The sequence below is a fragment of the Pseudocitrobacter vendiensis genome (assembly GCF_943590815.1).
GTDB lineage: Bacteria > Pseudomonadota > Gammaproteobacteria > Enterobacterales > Enterobacteriaceae > Pseudocitrobacter > Pseudocitrobacter vendiensis.
The window spans coordinates 1-18,364 of record NZ_CALSBS010000037.1 but is presented as its reverse complement, the minus strand read 5'-3'; the positions used below and the strand labels follow the sequence as shown (position 1 = coordinate 18,364).

The following is an 18,364-nucleotide window of genomic DNA, read 5'->3' as shown; positions in this document are numbered from 1 at the left end:
TGATGGGCCTGAAGCATCTGGTCGAAAAACTTGAGCCGCACTTCACCCACGGCGGCAAGCTGGAAAAATATTATCCCCTGTACGAGGCGGCAGCGACGCTGCTGTATACGCCGGGGCAAGTAACGAAAGGCGCGGCGCACGTACGCGACGCCATCGACCTCAAACGCATGATGATTCTGGTCTGGTTTGCGGTCTTCCCGGCAATGTTCTGGGGAATGTACAGCGTCGGTCTGCAAACCATCCCGGCGCTGCATAAACTGTATGGCGCGGAACAGCTTCAGCAGGTGATTGCTGCAAACTGGCACTACAGCCTGGCGCAGGCGTTGGGCGTGAGTTTCGCACCAGACGCCGGCTGGCTCAGCATGATGACGCTGGGCGCGGTCTTCTTTGTACCGATCTACGCTACCGTATTCCTGGTCGGTGGTTTCTGGGAAGTGCTGTTCGCAATTATTCGCAAGCATGAAGTCAACGAAGGCTTCTTTGTCACCTCCATTCTGTTTGCGCTGATTGTCCCGCCCACCATGCCACTCTGGCAGGCGGCGCTGGGCATCTCGTTCGGCGTGGTGATCGCTAAAGAGATCTTCGGCGGCACCGGGCGCAACTTCCTCAACCCGGCACTGGCCGGGCGCGCGTTCCTGTTCTTTGCCTACCCGGCGCAAATCTCCGGCGACCTGGTGTGGACGGCGGCGGACGGTTTCTCCGGCGCGACGCCGCTTTCCCAGTGGGCAAGCCATGGCGGGGAAACGCTGGTCAACGTGGCGACCGGGCAGCCGGTAACGTGGATGGACGCCTTCCTCGGCAACATTCCCGGTTCAATTGGTGAAGTCTCGACGCTGATGATTTTGCTCGGCGGAGCCATCATCATCTACGGGCGGGTAGCCTCCTGGCGCATTGTCGCCGGGGTGATGCTCGGCATGATCGCCAGCGCCACGCTGTTCAACGTCGTGGGTTCCGACACTAACCCGATGTTTGCCATGCCGTGGTACTGGCATCTGGTGCTTGGCGGTTTCGCGTTTGGCATGATGTTTATGGCGACTGACCCCGTCTCGGCGTCATTTACCGATAAAGGGAAGTGGTGCTATGGCGCGTTGATTGGCGTGATGTGCGTACTTATTCGCGTGGTAAACCCGGCTTATCCGGAAGGAATGATGCTGGCGATTCTGTTCGCCAACCTCTTTGCGCCGCTGTTTGACTACCTGGTGGTGCAGGCCAACATTAAGCGGAGGAAGTCGCGTGGCTGAAGTGAAAAGTAACGATAGCATCGGCAAAACGCTGCTGGTGGTGCTGGTGCTCTGCCTGGTCTGTTCAATCGTGGTGGCGGGTTCGGCGGTAGGATTGAAATCCCGCCAGCAGGAACAGCGCGCGCTCGATAAACAGCGCAATATTCTCGCCGTCGCCGGGCTGATGCAGCAAGGCATGTCGACGGACGATGTGGCCGATATCTTTAGTGAACGCATCACCCCGCGCCTGCTGGATTTGAAAACTGGCAACCTGCTCGACAGCGACCCGGCGTCATTCAACCAGGCGCTGGCGCTGAAAGATCCGGAGCAAAGCATCCAGCTCGATGCCCATGATGATCCGGCGGGCATTAAGCGTCGCAGCAACGTGGTTGAAATCTATCTGGTTAAAGACGCCCAACAAAAGGTACAAGAAATCGTGCTGCCGGTTTACGGCAACGGGCTGTGGTCGATGATGTACGCGTTTGTCGCGCTGGATACAGATGGTCGCACGGTCAAAGGCATCACCTATTATGACCAGGGCGAAACCCCGGGGCTGGGTGGTGAAATCGAAAACCCAAACTGGCGTGCGCAGTTTATCGGTAAAAAAGTGCTTGATGACAGCGGCATACCGGCACTGAAAGTCGTGAAAGGTGGGGCGCGGCAGGGAGATCAATACGCGGTAGATGGTCTTTCCGGGGCCACGTTGACCTCCAATGGTGTACAGCATAGTTTTGATTTCTGGATGGGCGACCTCGGTTTTGGCCCGTTCCTGAAACAGGTTCGTGAAGGAGTGCTGAATAATGGCTGAACAGGGCGATATGAAAGAAGTGAAGCGCGTACTGGTGGGGCCGTTGATTGCCAACAACCCGATAGCGCTTCAGGTCCTCGGCGTCTGCTCGGCGCTGGCGGTGACCACTAAACTGGAAACCGCATTCGTGATGACGATTGCGGTGACGCTGGTCACGGCGTTTTCCAGCATGTTTATCTCGATGATCCGCCACCATATTCCAAACAGCGTGCGCATCATCGTGCAGATGGCGATCATCGCTTCGCTGGTGATCGTCGTCGATCAACTGCTGCGCGCCTTCGCTTATGAGATCTCAAAACAGCTCTCGGTCTTCGTCGGCCTGATCATCACGAACTGCATCGTGATGGGACGCGCGGAAGCGTACGCCATGAAAGCGCCGCCGCTGGCGAGCTTTATGGACGGCATCGGTAACGGCCTGGGATACGGCGCGATTCTGATGATTGTTGGCTTCCTGCGCGAGCTTATCGGCAGTGGCAAACTGTTTGGCATCACTATTTTGCAAACGGTGCAAAACGGCGGCTGGTACCAGCCAAACGGCCTGTTCCTGCTGGCACCGAGCGCCTTTTTCATCATCGGCCTGCTTATCTGGGCGCTTCGCACCTGGAAGCCAGAACAGCAGGAGAAGGAGTAACCGATGGCTCACTATATTAGCCTCTTTGTCCGTGCCGTCTTTATTGAAAACATGGCATTGGCGTTCTTCCTCGGCATGTGTACGTTCCTTGCGGTATCGAAAAAAGTCTCGACCGCGTTTGGCCTTGGCGTTGCCGTTACGCTGGTGCTGGGCATTTCCGTTCCGGCGAACAACCTCGTCTACAATCTGGTACTGCGCGATGGGGCGTTGATGGATGGCGTGGATCTCAGTTTCCTGAGTTTCATCACCTTTATTGGCGTGATAGCGGCACTGGTGCAAATTCTGGAGATGATCCTCGATAAATACTTCCCGGCGCTGTATACCGCGTTGGGGATCTTCCTGCCACTTATTACCGTGAACTGCGCCATCTTTGGTGGCGTATCGTTTATGGTTCAGCGCGACTATAATTTTGGCGAATCTATCGTCTACGGTTTCGGCTCCGGTATTGGCTGGATGCTGGCTATTGTCGCCATGGCCGGGCTGCGCGAAAAAATGAAATACTCAAACGTCCCTGCGGGTTTGCAGGGCTTAGGGATCACCTTTATCACCACCGGTTTGATGGCGCTTGGCTTTATGTCGTTCTCCGGCGTGCAGCTATAAGGGGGCGAAGAAAATGGAAATTATACTTGGCGTGGCCATGTTCACCCTGATCGTACTGGCGCTGTCGGTGCTTATCCTGTTTGCCAAATCGAAGCTGGTGAACTCGGGCGATGTGGTGATTGAAATCAACAACGAAGCCGACCGACAGATCCGTACGCCAGCGGGCGATAAACTGCTGAATACGCTCTCCAGCAACGGGATTTTCGTCTCGTCCGCGTGCGGTGGCGGCGGCTCCTGTGGCCAGTGTCGCGTCAAAATTAAAGAGGGTGGTGGTGACATCCTGCCGACCGAACTGGCGCATATCACCAAACGCGAAGCCAAAGAGGGCTGCCGTCTGGCGTGTCAGGTCGCGGTGAAGCAGGACATGAAAATTGAACTGCCGGATGAGATCTTTGGTGTCAAAAAATGGGAATGCGAGGTTATCTCTAACGATAACAAAGCGACGTTTATCAAAGAGCTGAAGCTGGCGATCCCGGCAGGCGAGGTCGTACCGTTCCGCGCGGGGGGCTATATTCAGATTGAATGCCCATCACATAAAGTGGCTTACGCCGATTTTGACGTGCCTGATGAGTACCGTGCCGACTGGGATAAATTCAATCTTTTCCGTTATGTTTCTGAGGTAAAAGAGCCGACGGTGCGCGCCTACTCCATGGCGAACTATCCGGAGGAGAAGGGCATCATCATGCTCAACGTGCGCATTGCCACGCCGCCGCCGAGCGTGCCGGATGCCCCTCCGGGGATTATGTCCTCTTACATCTGGTCGCTGAAAGCGGGCGATAAAGTGACGATTTCCGGGCCGTTTGGTGAGTTCTTTGCCAAAGACACGGACGCCGAGATGGTCTTCATCGGTGGCGGAGCCGGGATGGCGCCGATGCGCTCGCATATTTTCGACCAGCTTAAACGCCTGCACAGCAAGCGGAAAATCAGCTTCTGGTACGGTGCACGTTCGTTGCGTGAAATGTTCTATCAGGACGAATTCGAACAGCTGGCGCGTGACAACCCGAACTTCACCTTCCACATCGCGCTTTCGGACGCGCTGCCGGAAGACAACTGGACGGGTTATACGGGCTTTATCCATAATGTTCTGTATGAAAACTACCTGCGCGACCATCCGGCCCCGGAAGATTGTGAGTTCTATATGTGTGGGCCGCCGATGATGAACGCGGCTGTCATCAAAATGCTCAAAGACCTGGGCGTGGAAGATGAAAACATCATGCTCGATGATTTTGGAGGCTGATGATGCTTACGGTATTTCTGGCGACGTTTGCGATTTTCGCGCTGGTGATCCTCGGGATGTCGCTTGGGTATATCATCAAGCGTAAAAGTATCCAGGGCAGCTGTGGCGGGATTACCTCGCTGGGGCTGGAAAAAGTCTGCAACTGCCCGGAGCCCTGTGATGCGCGCAAAAAGCGCATGGCGCGCGAAGCGTTGCAACAACAGAAGAGAATTTTGTAAACCTTCTCAAGCCACATGCAATAATGCCCGGTGACGCTTCGCTTACCGGGCCTACGCATCACGCGAACTGTAGGCCGGATAAGGCCTGGCCGCCATCCGGCGCTGTGGGCCTTTTTCTCTCTTCTCACCCACTCCATTTATACTGTATACTTGTCCAGTAACGTCCGGGGGCTATGTATGCGCAAAATTATCCACGTCGATATGGACTGCTTCTTCGCAGCGGTAGAGATGCGTGATAATCCTGCGCTGCGCGACATCCCCATCGCCATTGGTGGCAGCCGTGAACGACGCGGCGTCATCAGTACCGCCAACTACCCGGCGCGTAAATTCGGCGTACGTAGCGCCATGCCTACAGGCATGGCGCTTAAGCTTTGCCCGCACCTCACGCTTTTACCCGGCCGTTTTGACGCCTACAAAGAAGCCTCTGAGCACATCCGCGAAATCTTCTCTCGCTATACTTCGCTGATTGAACCCTTGTCGCTCGATGAAGCCTATCTCGACGTCAGCGACAGCGTGCACTGCCACGGTTCTGCCACGCTGATTGCGCAGGAAATTCGGCAGACTATCTTCAACGAATTACAGCTCACGGCTTCCGCAGGTGTCGCCCCGGTGAAATTTCTCGCCAAAATTGCCTCCGATCTCAATAAACCCAACGGCCAGTTTGTTCTCACGCCCACCGACGTTCCCGCGTTCCTGAAAACGTTGCCGCTGGAAAAAATCCCCGGCGTCGGCAAAGTATCCGCCGCGAAGCTCGAAAGCATGGGGCTGAAAACCTGCGAAGACGTGCAGAAAAGCGACCTTGCCATGCTGTTAAAGCGCTTTGGTAAATTTGGCCGCGTACTGTGGGAGCGCAGTCAGGGCATTGATGAACGCGCCATCAATAACGAACGGCTGCGCAAATCGATCGGTGTAGAACGCACGCTGGCGGAAGACATCCACGACTGGTCAGCGTGTGAAGCGATTATCGAACGTCTCTACCCGGAGCTGGAGCGTCGGCTGGCGAAGGTCAAACCCGACCTGCTGATTGCCCGCCAGGGCGTGAAACTCAAATTTAATGACTTCCAGCTCACGACTCAGGAGCACGTCTGGCCGCGTCTGAACAAAGAAGACCTGATCGCCACCGCCTACAAAAGCTGGCACGAACGCCGCGCCGGGCGCGGTGTCCGACTGGTGGGGCTGCACGTTACGCTGCTGGATCCACAACTTGAAAGACAGCTCGTTTTAGGATTGTGATGTATACTATAATGTACATTATGAAGTGCATTATTTTATGGAGAGTAATAGTATGCATCGAATTCTCGCGGAAATATCTGTCAATATCACGGAGTTACGAAAAAACCCGTCCAGATACTTTATCGATCAACCTGTTGCGGTTCTGTCGAATAACAAACCCGCAGGCTATTTGTTAAGCGCCAGCGTATTTGAGGCGTTAATGGATTTACTCGCTGAGCATCAGGACGTAAAAAATGCCAGCGCCCAGTTTCGCCCCAGCGCCGCAAGGTTGGAGGAAATGACGCACCGTGCAGAACGCTACCTCAATGATGTAACGGATGATGATTTAAATGACTTTAAGGAATAGGAATGCGGGTGTTCAAAACGAAGCTGATTCGCCTCCAGCTTACCGAGAAGGAACTTGTGGCACTAACGGCGGATTTCATCTCCTATAAACGAGATGGCATATTACCTGACATTTTTGGGCGTGATGCTGCATACGACAGCCCTTACACCTGGCCGTTGGTTAAATCAGAGCGCGTAGCGCACATCCACCTGGCGTCAGCAGAGAAGCCTTTCCCACCGCAGTTGCGGCAATTCAACAGAACGAATGACGAAGCGTATCTGGTCTATTGTCAGGGCGCATTTGATGAACAGGCGTGGCTATTGATCGCCATTCTGAAACCGCAGCCTCATCAGCAGGCGCGTGATAATAATCAAATGCAGAAAATTGGCAAAATGGCAGAAGCATTCCGCATGCGTTTTTAAAGAGAACGAGAAATCATGAACATTCGTCCCTGGCAGCCGCATGAGCTGCCGCAGCTATGTCAGATTTTCCTGCGTGCGGTGCGCGAGACAGCCAGTCAGCACTATTCAGCCACGCAGATTGCTGCCTGGGGGCAGGTGGATGACGCGCAGTGGCGGCAAAAACTCGCCTCTTCGGTCGTGCTGGTGGCGGAAGTGGATGGAAATATTGTCGGTTTTATCACCGCCGTTGGGCATTACATTGACCTGCTCTTTGTCTCGCCAGATTACGCGCGGCGGGGGATTGCCGGGGCACTGCTACGGGCATTGCTGGCGAAAATGCTACCGGGAAAAGTGACCGTCGCGGCGAGCATTACGGCAAAACCGTTCTTTGAACGTCAGGGATTTGTACTGGTGCGCGAGCAAAACGTCGAGGCGAGGGGAGAGTGGTTTATTAATTACCTGATGGCGCGAGAGGTATAAAAAAGCCGGGCAGTGATTGCCGCCCGGCTTGCAGGATATTACTTCGCCGGAATCGCTTTCAGCAGTTCAGTCAGCAGCGTCCAGTAATGGCCCACGCTTTCGATATGAACCTGCTCATCCGGGGAGTGCGGGCCCGTAATGGTTGGCCCGATAGAAACCATGTCCATTTCCGGATACGGTTTTTTGAACAGACCGCACTCCAGACCGGCGTGGATAACCTGGATGTTCGGCGTCTTGTTGAACAGACGCTGATAGGTTTCGCGCACCAGATGCATCACCGGAGAGTTTGCGTCCGGCTGCCAGCCAGGGTAGCTGCCTTTGGCTTCGGTTTTCGCGCCAGCCAGTTTACCCAGTGAATCCAGCATGCTGACCACGTACTCTTTACCGGTGTCGATAAGCGAACGAATCAGGCAGTGAATTTCCACGTTGTCGTCAGTCATGGTCACGACGCCGACGTTCAGGGAGGTTTCAACCACGCCTTTTGCCACGTCAGAGTTGCGGATCACACCGTTCGGCGTAGCGTTCAGCAGGCGAACGAAAGCATCGCGAGACTGCGCGGTCAGCGCGGCTTTATCGTTGCTGACGGACTCCAGCAGCACGGTCAGGTTCTTCTCTTTCTCAGCCAGCTCGTTTTTCAGGATATCCTGATACTGGCCAACCAGTGCCTTCAGCGATTCTACTTTATCCGCCGCCACGGCAACGGTAGAGAATGCCTCACGCGGGATGGCGTTACGCAACGTACCGCCGTTGAAATCGACCAGACGCAGATCCAGTTCTTCCGCGTGTCCTGCCAGGAAACGCACCAGCAGTTTGTTGGCGTTGCCCAGACCGACGTGGATTTCGCCGCCGGAGTGGCCGCCTTTCAGGCCCTTCAGCGTCAGCTTAAAGCTCTGGAACCCTGCCGGAATGGCTTCACGATCGAGGTGCAGGTTGGAGGTAAAATCGATACCGCCTGCGCAACCCATGTAGATTTCACCCTCTTCTTCAGAGTCGGTGTTAATCAGAATATCTGCTTGCAGCCAGTTGGCTTTCAGGCCGAACGCGCCGTCCATCCCGGCTTCTTCGGTCATGGTCAGCAGCACTTCCAGCGGCCCATGTTCTACTTTATCGTCAGCCAGTACCGCCAGGGCGGAAGCCATACCGATACCGTTGTCGGCACCCAGCGTGGTGCCGCGTGCTTTTACCCACTCGCCATCGATATACGGCTGGATTGGATCTTTAGTGAAGTCATGGACGGTATCGTTATTTTTCTGCGGCACCATATCGAGGTGCGCCTGCAGAACGACCGGTTTACGGTTTTCCATTCCGGCGGTTGCGCCTTTACGAATCAGAATGTTACCGACGTCGTCGCGTTCCGTATGGAAACCTTTTTCTTTCGCCCAGCCGATGATGTGTTCAGCCAGTTGCTCTTCGTGATAAGACGGGTGAGGAATAGAACAAATTTTGGCAAAAATATCCCACAGCGGTTGTGGGGAGAGTTGAGACAGTTCCGACACGATGAGTCTCCTTACGGCGTTATGCATCTGGAATGAGTGTAATAAATAGCGAAACAGACACCACAAGCAGCGCTTGCGAGATAGGGTCGAGAATACCACTTTCTGCCTTATCAGGTAGAACAAACCACGGAAAAAGAGGGGCAGAGTGCCCTCAAGGCTGGTTTTTAGTGCGTCAGATCTCTATAATCTCGCGCAACCTATTTCCCCCTTGAACACTTTTTAAGCCGTATAACACAGGCTGGGATATTTTCACATGAGCGAAAAATACGTCGTCACCTGGGACATGTTGCAGATTCACGCCCGCAAACTGGCAAGCCGTCTGTTACCTGTTGAACAGTGGAAAGGCATCATTGCCGTTAGCCGTGGGGGTCTGGTACCAGGCGCTCTGCTGGCACGTGAACTGGGCATTCGTCATGTTGATACCGTATGCATCTCCAGCTACGACCACGACAACCAGCGCGAGCTGACCGTCCTGAAACGCGCTGAAGGCGACGGTGAAGGTTTTATCGTGATCGACGACCTGGTTGATACCGGTGGTACTGCAGTGGCTATCCGCGAAATGTATCCTAAAGCACACTTCGTCACCATCTTCGCTAAACCGGCAGGTCGCCCGCTGGTTGACGATTATGTGATTGATATCCCGCAGGATACCTGGATTGAACAGCCGTGGGATATGGGCGTGGTCTTCGTACCGCCTATTGCTGGCCGTTAATTCCTGCAATAAATGCGATTCCAGCGCCCGGCAATGCCGGGCGTTGTTTTTTTTACTGCCTGGCGCGGTACAATAGTCCAAAGCTCGTATTCATGGAGATCATGCGATGTCAGAGGCGAATCTTAGCGAAACCCTGTTCAAACCGCGTTTCAAACACCCTGAAACCTCCACGCTGGTGCGTCGATTTAACCCGGGGAGCGATCCTGCGGTGCAGTCTGCGCTTGACGGTAAAACCGTCCCGCACTGGTATCGCATGATTAACCGCCTGATGTGGATCTGGCGCGGTATCTCGCCGCAGGAAATTCTTGATGTGCAGGCGCGCATCGTGATGAGCCAGGCCGAGCGCACCGACGAAGGCATGCTCGACACCGTGGTCGGCTATCGCGGCGGCAACTGGATCTACGAATGGTCAACGCAGGCGATGCAATGGCAGCAAAAAGCGACGCAGGAAGATGACCCGCTGCTCAGCGGCCGTCACTGGCTGCATGCCTCCAATCTCTACAGCATTGCGGCTTATCCGCACCTGAAAGGCGACGATCTTGCAGAACAGGCGCAGGTGCTGGCGAATCGCGCCTATGCCGAAGCGGCTAAACGTCTGCCAGGGGAAATGCGGGAACTGGAAATTGCCATTCCTGGTGGCTCGCCGGTGAGCGCGTTCCTGCACATGCCAAAAGGCGATGGCCCATTCCCGACGGTGCTGATGTGCGGCGGCCTCGACGGCCTGCAAATTGATTACTACAGCTTATATGAACACTACTTTGCGCCGCTGGGCATTGCCATGCTCACCCTGGATATGCCGTCGATTGGTGGCTCATCGAAATGGAAACTGACTCAGGACTCCAGCCAGCTGCATCAGCACCTGCTGCGAGAACTACCCAATATTCCGTGGGTCGATCATACGCGCGTTGCGGCGTTTGGCTTCCGCTTCGGCGCGAACGTGGCGGTGCGCCTGGCGTATCTCGAATCTCAGCGCCTGCGCGGCGTGGCCTGCCTGGGCCCCATCGTGCATTGCCTGTTGAATGACCCGTTGCGTCAGGGCCGGGTACCAGAGATGTATCTCGACGTCCTCGCCTCGCGTCTGGGCATGCATGACGCCTCTGATGACGCGCTACGCATTGAACTGAACCGTTATTCGCTGAAAACGCAGGGTTTACTGGGCCGCCGTTGCCCTACGCCGATGCTGTCTGGTTACTGGAACAACGATCCGTTCAGCCCGGAAGAGGAGTCGCGGCTTATCGCTTCTTCCTCGTCAGAGGGTAAGCTTCTGAACGTGCCATTTAACCCGGTGTACCGCAATTTTGATAAAGCGCTGAAAGAAATTGCAGGGTGGATCAATAATAGATTTGGTTAATAGATTGCTAAATTTTATTGATTTGGTAAAACAGTTGCATCATCAAAGGAGATCGCAATGACGTTACCGAGTGGACACCCGAAAAGCAGACTGATTAAAAAACTCACTGCGCTAGGCCCTTACATCCGTGAAGAGCAGTGTGAAGAGAACCGCTTCTTTTTCGATTGCCTTGCTGTATGTGTGAACGTTAAGCCAGCGCCTGAAAGCCGTGAATTCTGGGGATGGTGGATGGAAATGGAAGCGGAAGAAGACCGCTTCACCTACAGCTACCAGTTTGGTCTGTTCAATAAAGATGGCAAATGGCAGGCGATGGCGATTAAGGATCCTGAAATTAATGAGCGCGTAGAGCAAACGTTACGCGGGTTTCACGAGCGAGCACGCGAGTTACTGGCAACATTAGACCTGAAACTGGAACCAGCAGACGGTTTTGACGACGAGCCGATGCGTTTATCTGCTTAACGCGATGAGAGTAGGCCGGATAAGGCGTTCACGCCGAATCCGGCAACGGTGCCGAACTGCGCCTGATGGCGCTTCGCTTATCAGGCCTACGGATCGGTAGGCCGGATAAGGCGTTCACGCCGCATCCGGCAATAACAAAGCGCACGTTGTCAGCAATATGAGCCCACCTGATTAGGCGGGCTTTTTTATCAGAACTGGTAAGTCATCCCCAGCGCGACGATATCATCATCGTTGATACCAAGTTTATTATCGCTTTTCAGCTGGTTGATGCGGTAATCAACAAACGCGGACATGTTCTTGTTGAAGTAATAAGTTGCGCCTACATCAATATAATTTACCAGGTCTTCACTTCCGACGTTCTCAATATCCTTGCCTTTAGACAAGACGTAGCCCAGCGACGGGCGGAAGCCGTTGTCGAATTGATACTGTGCCACCACCTCAACGTTTTGCGCTTTATTAGCAAAGCCACCCGAAATCGGCGTCATGTTACGGGTTTCAGAATAGAAGGTCGCCAGATAAATATTATTGGCGTCATATTTCAGGCCTGTAGCCCAGGCTTCAGCTTTATTACCCTGACCACGTGGAGCGAGTGCTGTATTTTGCTGGTCCGCCGTACGGTCAGAAGACGTGTACGCGCCGCTGATAGCGAAATCGCTGCCGCCAAAGTCATAGGCCAGTGAAGTGCCAAAACCGTCGCCGTTTTGTTTTTTCACGTCGCGGTTTTCGTTTTTCCCTTGATATTGCAGGGTTATGTCAAGACCATCCACCACGCCGAAGAAATCGGTATTACGATAGGTCGCCAGGCCGCTGGCGCGTTTGGTCATGAAGTTATCGGTTTGCGCGGAAGAGTCGCCGCCGAATTCCGGGAACATATCGGTCCAGGCTTCCACGTCATACAGTGCGCCCAGGTTACGACCATAATCGAAAGAACCGAAATTTTTCAATTTCAACCCGGCAAAGGCCAGACGTGTTTTTTGTGTAGAATCACTTTCGGTTTTATTGCCAGAGAATTCAGATTCCCAACGGCCATAGCCGGTTAACGCTTCATTAATCTGCGTTTCGCCCTTAATACCAAAACGCACATAAGTCTGATCGCCATCTTTGCTATCATAATCACTGATATAATGCATGGCCTTCACTTTGCCATACACATCCAGTTTATTGCCATTCTTGTTATACACCTCTGCCGCCTGTACTGCGGAAGTTGTGGTTAATGCGCTAATCATCATTAATGCCAGAGTGCTTTTTTTCATTTTCCTTTCCTGATTTTTTAATAAGGCAAAATTTATAAAAATGTATCCACATGAAAAACAGAAAGGGTTGTAACTTTTCTCAATGAAAGATTTATGACAATGTGAGATTTATTCTGAAAAAGTGCCGTTAATTAGATTTGTCATAAAAGCGTCAAAACGTGCGGTTAAGCTTACTGATCGCGCGCAATAAAATACCTCGCTTTCCTCGCTGCCTGTTGGCAAGCGGGCTGACACCTGATAAAACGTGAACCTGGTTTCATTTTTTCACTTTTAACGGCAGAGAATCATGAGTGATAGTCAGACGCTGGTGGTCAAACTGGGCACCAGTGTTTTAACGGGCGGATCGCGCCGCCTGAATCGCGCGCATATCGTTGAACTGGTTCGCCAGTGTGCTCAGCTTCACGCGGCTGGGCATCGAATTGTCATTGTAACGTCAGGAGCAATTGCCGCCGGGCGTGAGCATCTGGGTTACCCTGAACTGCCCGCGACTATCGCTTCGAAACAACTGCTGGCCGCTGTCGGCCAGAGCCGCCTCATTCAGCTGTGGGAACAACTGTTCTCTATTTACGGTATTCACGTCGGGCAGATGTTGCTGACCCGCGCGGATATGGAAGACAGAGAACGCTTCCTCAACGCGCGCGATACCCTGCGCGCGCTGCTCGATAACAATATCGTGCCGGTGATTAACGAGAATGACGCGGTTGCCACTGCTGAAATTAAAGTCGGCGATAACGACAATCTGTCTGCGCTAGCGGCGATTCTGGCTGGTGCCGACAAACTGCTGCTGCTGACCGATCAACAGGGCCTCTTCACCGCCGACCCGCGCAGCAACCCGGACGCCAAACTGATTACCGATGTACACGGCATTGATGATGCGCTGCGCGCCGTCGCGGGCGACAGCGTTTCTGGCCTCGGTACGGGCGGAATGGGCACCAAATTGCAGGCCGCTGATGTCGCCTGCCGCGCCGGTATTGAAACCATCATCGCCGCAGGCAGCCGCCAGGGCGTGATTGGCGACGTGATGGCGGAAGTCTCCGTCGGTACGCGCTTCCACGCGCAGGACACGCCGCTGGAGAATCGTAAACGCTGGATCTTCGGCGCACCGCCGGCGGGTGAAATCACCGTCGATGAAGGCGCAACCTCCGCGATTCTCGAACGCGGAAGTTCATTACTTCCAAAAGGCATTAAAAAAGTGACCGGTAACTTCTCCCGTGGTGAAGTGATCCGTATTCGCAGCCTTGAAGGGCGGGATATCGCGCACGGCGTTAGTCGTTATAACAGCGATGCGCTGCGCCTTATTGCCGGACACCACTCACAGCAAATCGATGCTATTCTCGGCTATGAGTACGGCCCGGTTGCCGTCCATCGTGATGATATGATCACCCGCTAAGGAGTTCACCATGCTCGAACAAATGGGCATTGCTGCTAAACAGGCTTCTTATAAGCTGGCGCAGCTATCGAGCCGTGAAAAGAATCAGGCTCTGGAAAAAATTGCTGATTATCTGGAAACATTCAGCGCAGAGATCCTCGACGCTAACCAGCAGGATCTGGCTGACGCGCGCGCCAACGGCCTGAGCGAGGCGATGCTCGACAGGCTGGCGCTCACTCCGGCGCGTCTCTCCGCCATCGCCAGCGATGTGCGCCAGGTTTGCACGCTCGCCGATCCGGTAGGGCAGGTGATTGACGGCGGGCTGCTCGACAGCGGCCTGCGCATTGAACGTCGACGCGTGCCGCTCGGTGTGATTGGCGTGATTTATGAAGCGCGCCCGAACGTCACCGTTGACGTTGCCAGCCTGTGCCTGAAAACCGGTAATGCGGCGATTCTGCGTGGCGGGAAAGAGACGCATCGCACCAACGCCGCCACGGTGAAGGTTATCCAAAAAGCGTTACAGGAGTGCGGCTTACCGGCGGGTGCCGTTCAGGCGATCGACAACCCGGACCGCGCGCTGGTCAGTGAAATGCTGCGCATGGATAAATACATCGACATGCTGATCCCACGTGGTGGCGCGGGGTTGCACAAGCTTTGTCGCGAACAGTCGACGATCCCGGTGATCACCGGTGGGATTGGCGTGTGTCATATCTATGTGGATGACACGGCTGAAATTGAACCGGCGCTGAAAATCATCGTCAATGCCAAAACCCAGCGCCCGAGCACCTGTAATACGGTGGAAACACTGCTGGTGAATCAGAATATCGCGGAACGTTTTCTTCCCGCGCTGAGCAAGCAGATGGCACAGAGCGGCGTGACGCTGCACGCGACAGACAACGCCATGGCGTTGTTAAAAGCGGGCCCGGCGCAGGTTGTGGCGGTGAAAGCCGAAGAGTTCGATAACGAATTCCTGTCGCTGGATCTTAACGTGAAGGTGGTGGCTGGCCTTGACGACGCTATCGCCCACATTCGCGAGCACGGCACTCAGCACTCCGACGCCATCCTGACGCGCACGCTGAGCAACGCCAACCGCTTCGTCAACGAGGTCGACTCCTCCGCCGTCTACGTGAACGCTTCCACGCGCTTCACCGACGGTGGCCAGTTCGGACTGGGCGCAGAAGTGGCCGTCAGCACGCAAAAACTGCACGCGCGCGGCCCGATGGGCCTCGAAGCGCTGACCACCTACAAGTGGGTTGGCTTCGGTGACGATACCATTCGTGCCTAATTAACGCCGGGTGATGCAAAAGTAGCCATTTGATTCTCAAGGCCATTGACGCATCGCCCGGTTAGTTTTAACCTTGTCCACCGTGATTCGCGCTCGTGAACACGTCCTTTTCAGGGCCGATATAGCTCAGTTGGTAGAGCAGCGCATTCGTAATGCGAAGGTCGTAGGTTCGACTCCTATTATCGGCACCAGTCACTTATATCTTATTGATTTAATTAACGTTAAATTCATTCAGAGTGAAATCGCGTAGCCTCTACTACATAGAGGTCATACAGCCGATGGCTCAACGTGATAATCTGTATCGCCGTAGCAGCGGTATTTATGTTGTCCGTATTGCAGTTCCCGCCCGATACCGTCTCTACACGGGACAGCGTGAGATTCACGCTTCAACAGAAACAAACGACATCAGAAAAGCGCGAGCGATTGCCGCAGTCCTATTGGCTGTCTGGCAGCGATGTTTGGGTGAGTATCAAAAATTGGATAGAGAAAAGTTGGTGAGCAGTGCGCCTGCTTTGGCGGGCGAAGGAATGATCAGCCTTGCTGAATTTTGCGGTTTAACGAGTGCTTCCCTGCAACAAGTTGCTCAGCGCCTGCTTGATACGAATATCCCGCTGTTTTGGCTTGCTGATGGGCGTCCTGCTTACTATGTTGAAGACCTTTCACTCGTTGATAAAGACGATCCTGAGGTTTCTGGATTTATCATCGATAGTGCCATTAACATCGGTATCAGAGGTTCTCTGAGCGGTTATGTTCAGCCCTTGGTTTCATCACGTATATTACGTCAGATGATCGCTGGCGAGCCGCTGGATGCAGAAACCGCATTTAAATCCTTAGAGGCTTCATCCAAAGCCGCTTGGTTCGTTGACTTTCCCGGTGTCGAAATCTCGCCTAATTCATTGATGATTCATCGTGTTCAAGCCGAGCGCTTACGATTGTTTTGGCTGTCATATAGCCCCTCACTATCTCCTGCAACTCCTGAGAAGCCAAAAGCAATATCCACTGCAATATTATCCCCATCATTGCCGGAGAATGAGTATGTAAATCTTAAATACTACTCGGTGAAAATGAGCGAGTTATGTGAAAAATATATTCGCTACAAGCGCGGGGGAAAATTCACGGGAAAGGCAGAAAATCGAGTTCGGGAAGGTTTTAGCCTACTGGTTGAAGTCATGGGTGATTCAAAGCTTGTAAAAGTAGATCGTGACTATCTCCGTGAGTATGAGAGCTTGCTAAGGTCGATACCTGCACGGCGCGATTTGGCTAAAATCCGATACAAAATCAATGACATTCATGAGCTGATGGTTAAAGCAAAAGAGAATGGCGATCCTCTAATGAGCGATAATACCGTTCGTAAGTATATGAGGGTTATATTCGAAGCTTTCAGGTGGGCTGATGGAGAAGGTATTTTTATTAAGTCCCCAGCGAATCAATTCTTCGCACCTGTAGCAAATGAAAAGATGGATCAGGAATTCAAAGCTGATTTCACTGATGAGGATTTGCACGCTATTTTTAACCGTCCTTGGTTTAAACGTGGAACTGTGGATAGAAATAGCGAGGGACGCTTCCATCATTACCGTGCATTTCATTACTGGTTGCCACTCATCGGATTCTTTACCGGAGCAAGGATTAATGAGTTATGCCAGCTTTATCTGGATGATATTAAGCAGGATGATGCCGGATTTTATTTCTTTGAAATCAACAGCGAACGTGCAGATCAGTCACTGAAAACGATTAATTCGCGACGGAAAATACCGTTGCATCCGACATTGATCAAACTTGGATTAATCAACTATTGCGAAGCATTGAAGAAAGCAGGCCATGAGCGTTTATTTCCAGAGCTTCCTTACCACTCTGTAAAAGGATATGGTGATAAGGCTTCAGACTGGTTTAACCGCTCGTTGCTGAAAGAGCGATTAGGCTTTGAAAAAGACAGCAAGAAATCGTTCCATTCATTCCGTCACACGTTTTCTACAAGGCTCAAACAAGCAGGAATCGACAGCGAGACTCGTGCTCAGTTTGTTGGACATATCCGCGGCTCTGGCGAAACAGAGAATCGTTATAGCAAAGATCATCCACCAGCAGCCCTCTATGCTGTGCTTGAGAGCGTTACGTTAGGGCTACCGGAAGTTGCTCCATTTGTTTGCGAAGATGGTGTAGATGCGGTAGCTGATGCTCTTAGAATCAAACAAATTAATAAACAACGTAGATAAAGGTAACATTTAGTTATTCATTTTAAAATACACCATAGCTCCGTCGAACTTATGGGGCTATGGTGTGTGTTTCTTTTTAGATAAATAAAGTTATCTAAATCGGTTCACTTTCCCAAGCGTGACTGGTGCTAAGATCCCCATTTTCGCTTGCTTTGACATAAATCATATATTTTGAACCGATAGCGCTATTAGTTATTTCTTGAGAGCATCTCATTACTTTTTTCCCTTGTGGGAAAATTTGGTTGTTATCTACAACAACCTCATTCTTACCATTTGCATCAAGAGATACGACTACTGTAATACGAGGATATTTACTATAGCTTTCTTTAGGAGGACTTATATCTTGTATAAAACTTACCACACCTTCCGTGCGGCAAAGAGAAAGTGCTCTTAAACTTCTCATTAAGCTTATTTTTGAAAAAAGTGGGAGGTTATCAGATTTAGAAATTGCAGGTTTTTTTGTAATTATGCCGAACTCAACTTTATAGTCATTTCCATCGATTACTCGCTTGAAACTATCTAAGTCACGATGTTGTATTTTTTGTTCAATGAGATTTTTTAATTTATCTCTACTGTGTCCTTCCAGAATTAACAACTCCATAGAGTTGACACCCTGATTAAAAAGATGACTAAGCTGAGATGAGCGTGAGGATATTTTTATATGGTGGAAAATGCACGTATTTCCATTATAACTAATTATGTCACAAGGCTCTATTTGCGTATATCCATCAGGGCTTATATCTGTTTGATCAAGACAGATATGTGTCAGTGAGTTACGGGCAACATCTTCATTGTAGTTTTCTTCACTATAACTTCTTTTGTTTGCTGCTATGTTATCGTGATTGTATGGTGGAAGTGAGGTGTTCTCGCATCTTTGATCGATATAATCTTTCAAAATTGCTAAATAATCTTGATCAACTTTATACCATTCTCCTTCGCAAAGATGATAAACAACTCCCTCATCGTCAAAGGGAATGTCATAAATAAAGCTTCTGTAAATATTATATGCTTTAGTTGTAATCCCTTCTTCATTACAGAGGTTTAATGAAAAGCTTTTTATTTTTTCTATATCAAAT

Annotated in this window: 19 protein-coding genes and 1 tRNA gene; 17 read left to right on the top strand and 3 right to left on the bottom strand. The window is 52.2% G+C overall.

All coding sequences use genetic code 11. From position 1 onward, the window contains the following. The first annotated feature begins 2 nt into the window (after window positions 1-2). The 10 genes from NMC31_RS23460 (at window position 3) to NMC31_RS23415 (ending at window position 7,153) form a co-directional block, all read left to right on the top strand. The gene (locus tag NMC31_RS23460; protein WP_149464928.1) at window positions 3-1,241 is read left to right on the top strand and encodes an NADH:ubiquinone reductase (Na(+)-transporting) subunit B; all 1,239 of its coding nucleotides are present in this window, start codon (window positions 3-5) and stop codon (window positions 1,239-1,241) included. Then, on the top strand, window positions 1,234-2,028 hold the full coding sequence (locus NMC31_RS23455; RefSeq protein ID WP_253899253.1) for a Na(+)-translocating NADH-quinone reductase subunit C: 795 nt from the start codon (window positions 1,234-1,236) through the stop codon (window positions 2,026-2,028). Before NMC31_RS23460 ends, NMC31_RS23455 begins: the two co-directional genes overlap by 8 nt. Then, complete coding sequence (locus tag NMC31_RS23450) at window positions 2,021-2,659, top strand: NADH:ubiquinone reductase (Na(+)-transporting) subunit D (protein ID WP_015965772.1); 639 nt, start codon at window positions 2,021-2,023, stop codon at window positions 2,657-2,659. The genes NMC31_RS23455 and NMC31_RS23450 overlap by 8 nt, the downstream gene beginning before the upstream one ends. Window positions 2,660-2,662: 3 nt before the next feature. Beyond that, window positions 2,663-3,259 carry an NADH:ubiquinone reductase (Na(+)-transporting) subunit E gene (gene nqrE / locus NMC31_RS23445; protein ID WP_015965771.1) on the top strand — a complete coding sequence of 199 codons (597 nt, stop codon included), beginning with the start codon at window positions 2,663-2,665 and terminating at the stop codon, window positions 3,257-3,259. A gap of 13 nt (window positions 3,260-3,272) precedes the next feature. Continuing rightward, the gene (nqrF, locus tag NMC31_RS23440) at window positions 3,273-4,496 is read left to right on the top strand and encodes an NADH:ubiquinone reductase (Na(+)-transporting) subunit F (RefSeq protein WP_253899252.1); all 1,224 of its coding nucleotides are present in this window, start codon (window positions 3,273-3,275) and stop codon (window positions 4,494-4,496) included. Window positions 4,497-4,498: 2 nt separating this feature from the next. Next, window positions 4,499-4,714 (top strand): (Na+)-NQR maturation NqrM, encoded by a 216-nt coding sequence (gene nqrM, locus NMC31_RS23435; RefSeq protein WP_253899265.1) that lies wholly within the window; start codon window positions 4,499-4,501, stop codon window positions 4,712-4,714. A gap of 177 nt (window positions 4,715-4,891) precedes the next feature. Next, the gene (gene dinB / locus NMC31_RS23430; RefSeq protein ID WP_253899251.1) at window positions 4,892-5,947 is read left to right on the top strand and encodes a DNA polymerase IV; all 1,056 of its coding nucleotides are present in this window, start codon (window positions 4,892-4,894) and stop codon (window positions 5,945-5,947) included. Between the two features lie 52 nt (window positions 5,948-5,999). Further along, window positions 6,000-6,293, top strand: coding sequence for a type I toxin-antitoxin system antitoxin YafN (gene yafN / locus NMC31_RS23425; RefSeq protein WP_253899264.1), 294 nt, complete (start codon window positions 6,000-6,002; stop codon window positions 6,291-6,293). Between the two features lie 2 nt (window positions 6,294-6,295). Next, window positions 6,296-6,694 carry a type II toxin-antitoxin system YafO family toxin gene (locus tag NMC31_RS23420; RefSeq protein WP_253899250.1) on the top strand — a complete coding sequence of 133 codons (399 nt, stop codon included), beginning with the start codon at window positions 6,296-6,298 and terminating at the stop codon, window positions 6,692-6,694. A 15-nt stretch (window positions 6,695-6,709) separates the two neighbouring features. Then, window positions 6,710-7,153, top strand: a complete 444-nt coding sequence (locus tag NMC31_RS23415) for a GNAT family N-acetyltransferase (protein ID WP_253899249.1) — start codon at window positions 6,710-6,712, stop codon at window positions 7,151-7,153. Window positions 7,154-7,191: 38 nt separating this feature from the next. Here NMC31_RS23415 and pepD read toward each other — a convergent pair whose 3' ends face one another. Further along, window positions 7,192-8,649 (bottom strand): cytosol nonspecific dipeptidase, encoded by a 1,458-nt coding sequence (gene pepD, locus NMC31_RS23410; protein WP_149464936.1) that lies wholly within the window; start codon window positions 8,647-8,649, stop codon window positions 7,192-7,194. 253 nt (window positions 8,650-8,902) lie between these two features. On the opposite strand from pepD, the gene gpt reads away from it, so the two are divergent. From gpt to crl, 3 genes are all read left to right on the top strand, one after another. Then, complete coding sequence (gpt, locus tag NMC31_RS23405; RefSeq protein WP_015965764.1) at window positions 8,903-9,361, top strand: xanthine phosphoribosyltransferase; 459 nt, start codon at window positions 8,903-8,905, stop codon at window positions 9,359-9,361. 106 nt (window positions 9,362-9,467) lie between these two features. Continuing rightward, window positions 9,468-10,712, top strand: coding sequence for an esterase FrsA (frsA, locus tag NMC31_RS23400; protein ID WP_253899248.1), 1,245 nt, complete (start codon window positions 9,468-9,470; stop codon window positions 10,710-10,712). Between the two features lie 57 nt (window positions 10,713-10,769). Continuing rightward, window positions 10,770-11,171, top strand: a complete 402-nt coding sequence (crl, locus tag NMC31_RS23395; RefSeq protein WP_149464938.1) for a sigma factor-binding protein Crl — start codon at window positions 10,770-10,772, stop codon at window positions 11,169-11,171. A gap of 188 nt (window positions 11,172-11,359) precedes the next feature. Here the strand turns inward: crl and phoE are convergent, their stop codons facing one another. Next, complete coding sequence (phoE, locus tag NMC31_RS23390; protein ID WP_149464939.1) at window positions 11,360-12,424, bottom strand: phosphoporin PhoE; 1,065 nt, start codon at window positions 12,422-12,424, stop codon at window positions 11,360-11,362. Between the two features lie 286 nt (window positions 12,425-12,710). Here phoE and proB point away from each other — a divergent pair, with 286 nt between their 5' ends. From proB to NMC31_RS23370, 4 genes are all read left to right on the top strand, one after another. Next, a complete protein-coding gene (gene proB, locus NMC31_RS23385; RefSeq protein WP_253899247.1) occupies window positions 12,711-13,814 on the top strand; it encodes a glutamate 5-kinase in 1,104 nt (367 codons plus the stop codon). A 10-nt stretch (window positions 13,815-13,824) separates the two neighbouring features. Next, window positions 13,825-15,078, top strand: coding sequence for a glutamate-5-semialdehyde dehydrogenase (proA, locus tag NMC31_RS23380; RefSeq protein ID WP_253899246.1), 1,254 nt, complete (start codon window positions 13,825-13,827; stop codon window positions 15,076-15,078). 115 nt (window positions 15,079-15,193) lie between these two features. Continuing rightward, window positions 15,194-15,269, top strand: a tRNA-Thr gene (locus NMC31_RS23375). Window positions 15,270-15,356: 87 nt separating this feature from the next. Next, window positions 15,357-17,288: a site-specific integrase gene (locus tag NMC31_RS23370; protein WP_000068783.1), complete on the top strand. Its 1,932-nt coding sequence runs from the start codon at window positions 15,357-15,359 to the stop codon at window positions 17,286-17,288. A 94-nt stretch (window positions 17,289-17,382) separates the two neighbouring features. On the opposite strand, the gene NMC31_RS23365 is transcribed toward NMC31_RS23370, so the two are convergent. Next, window positions 17,383-18,364 (bottom strand): TIGR04141 family sporadically distributed protein (locus NMC31_RS23365; protein WP_253899245.1); only part of this gene is annotated, 982 nt, incomplete at its 5' end.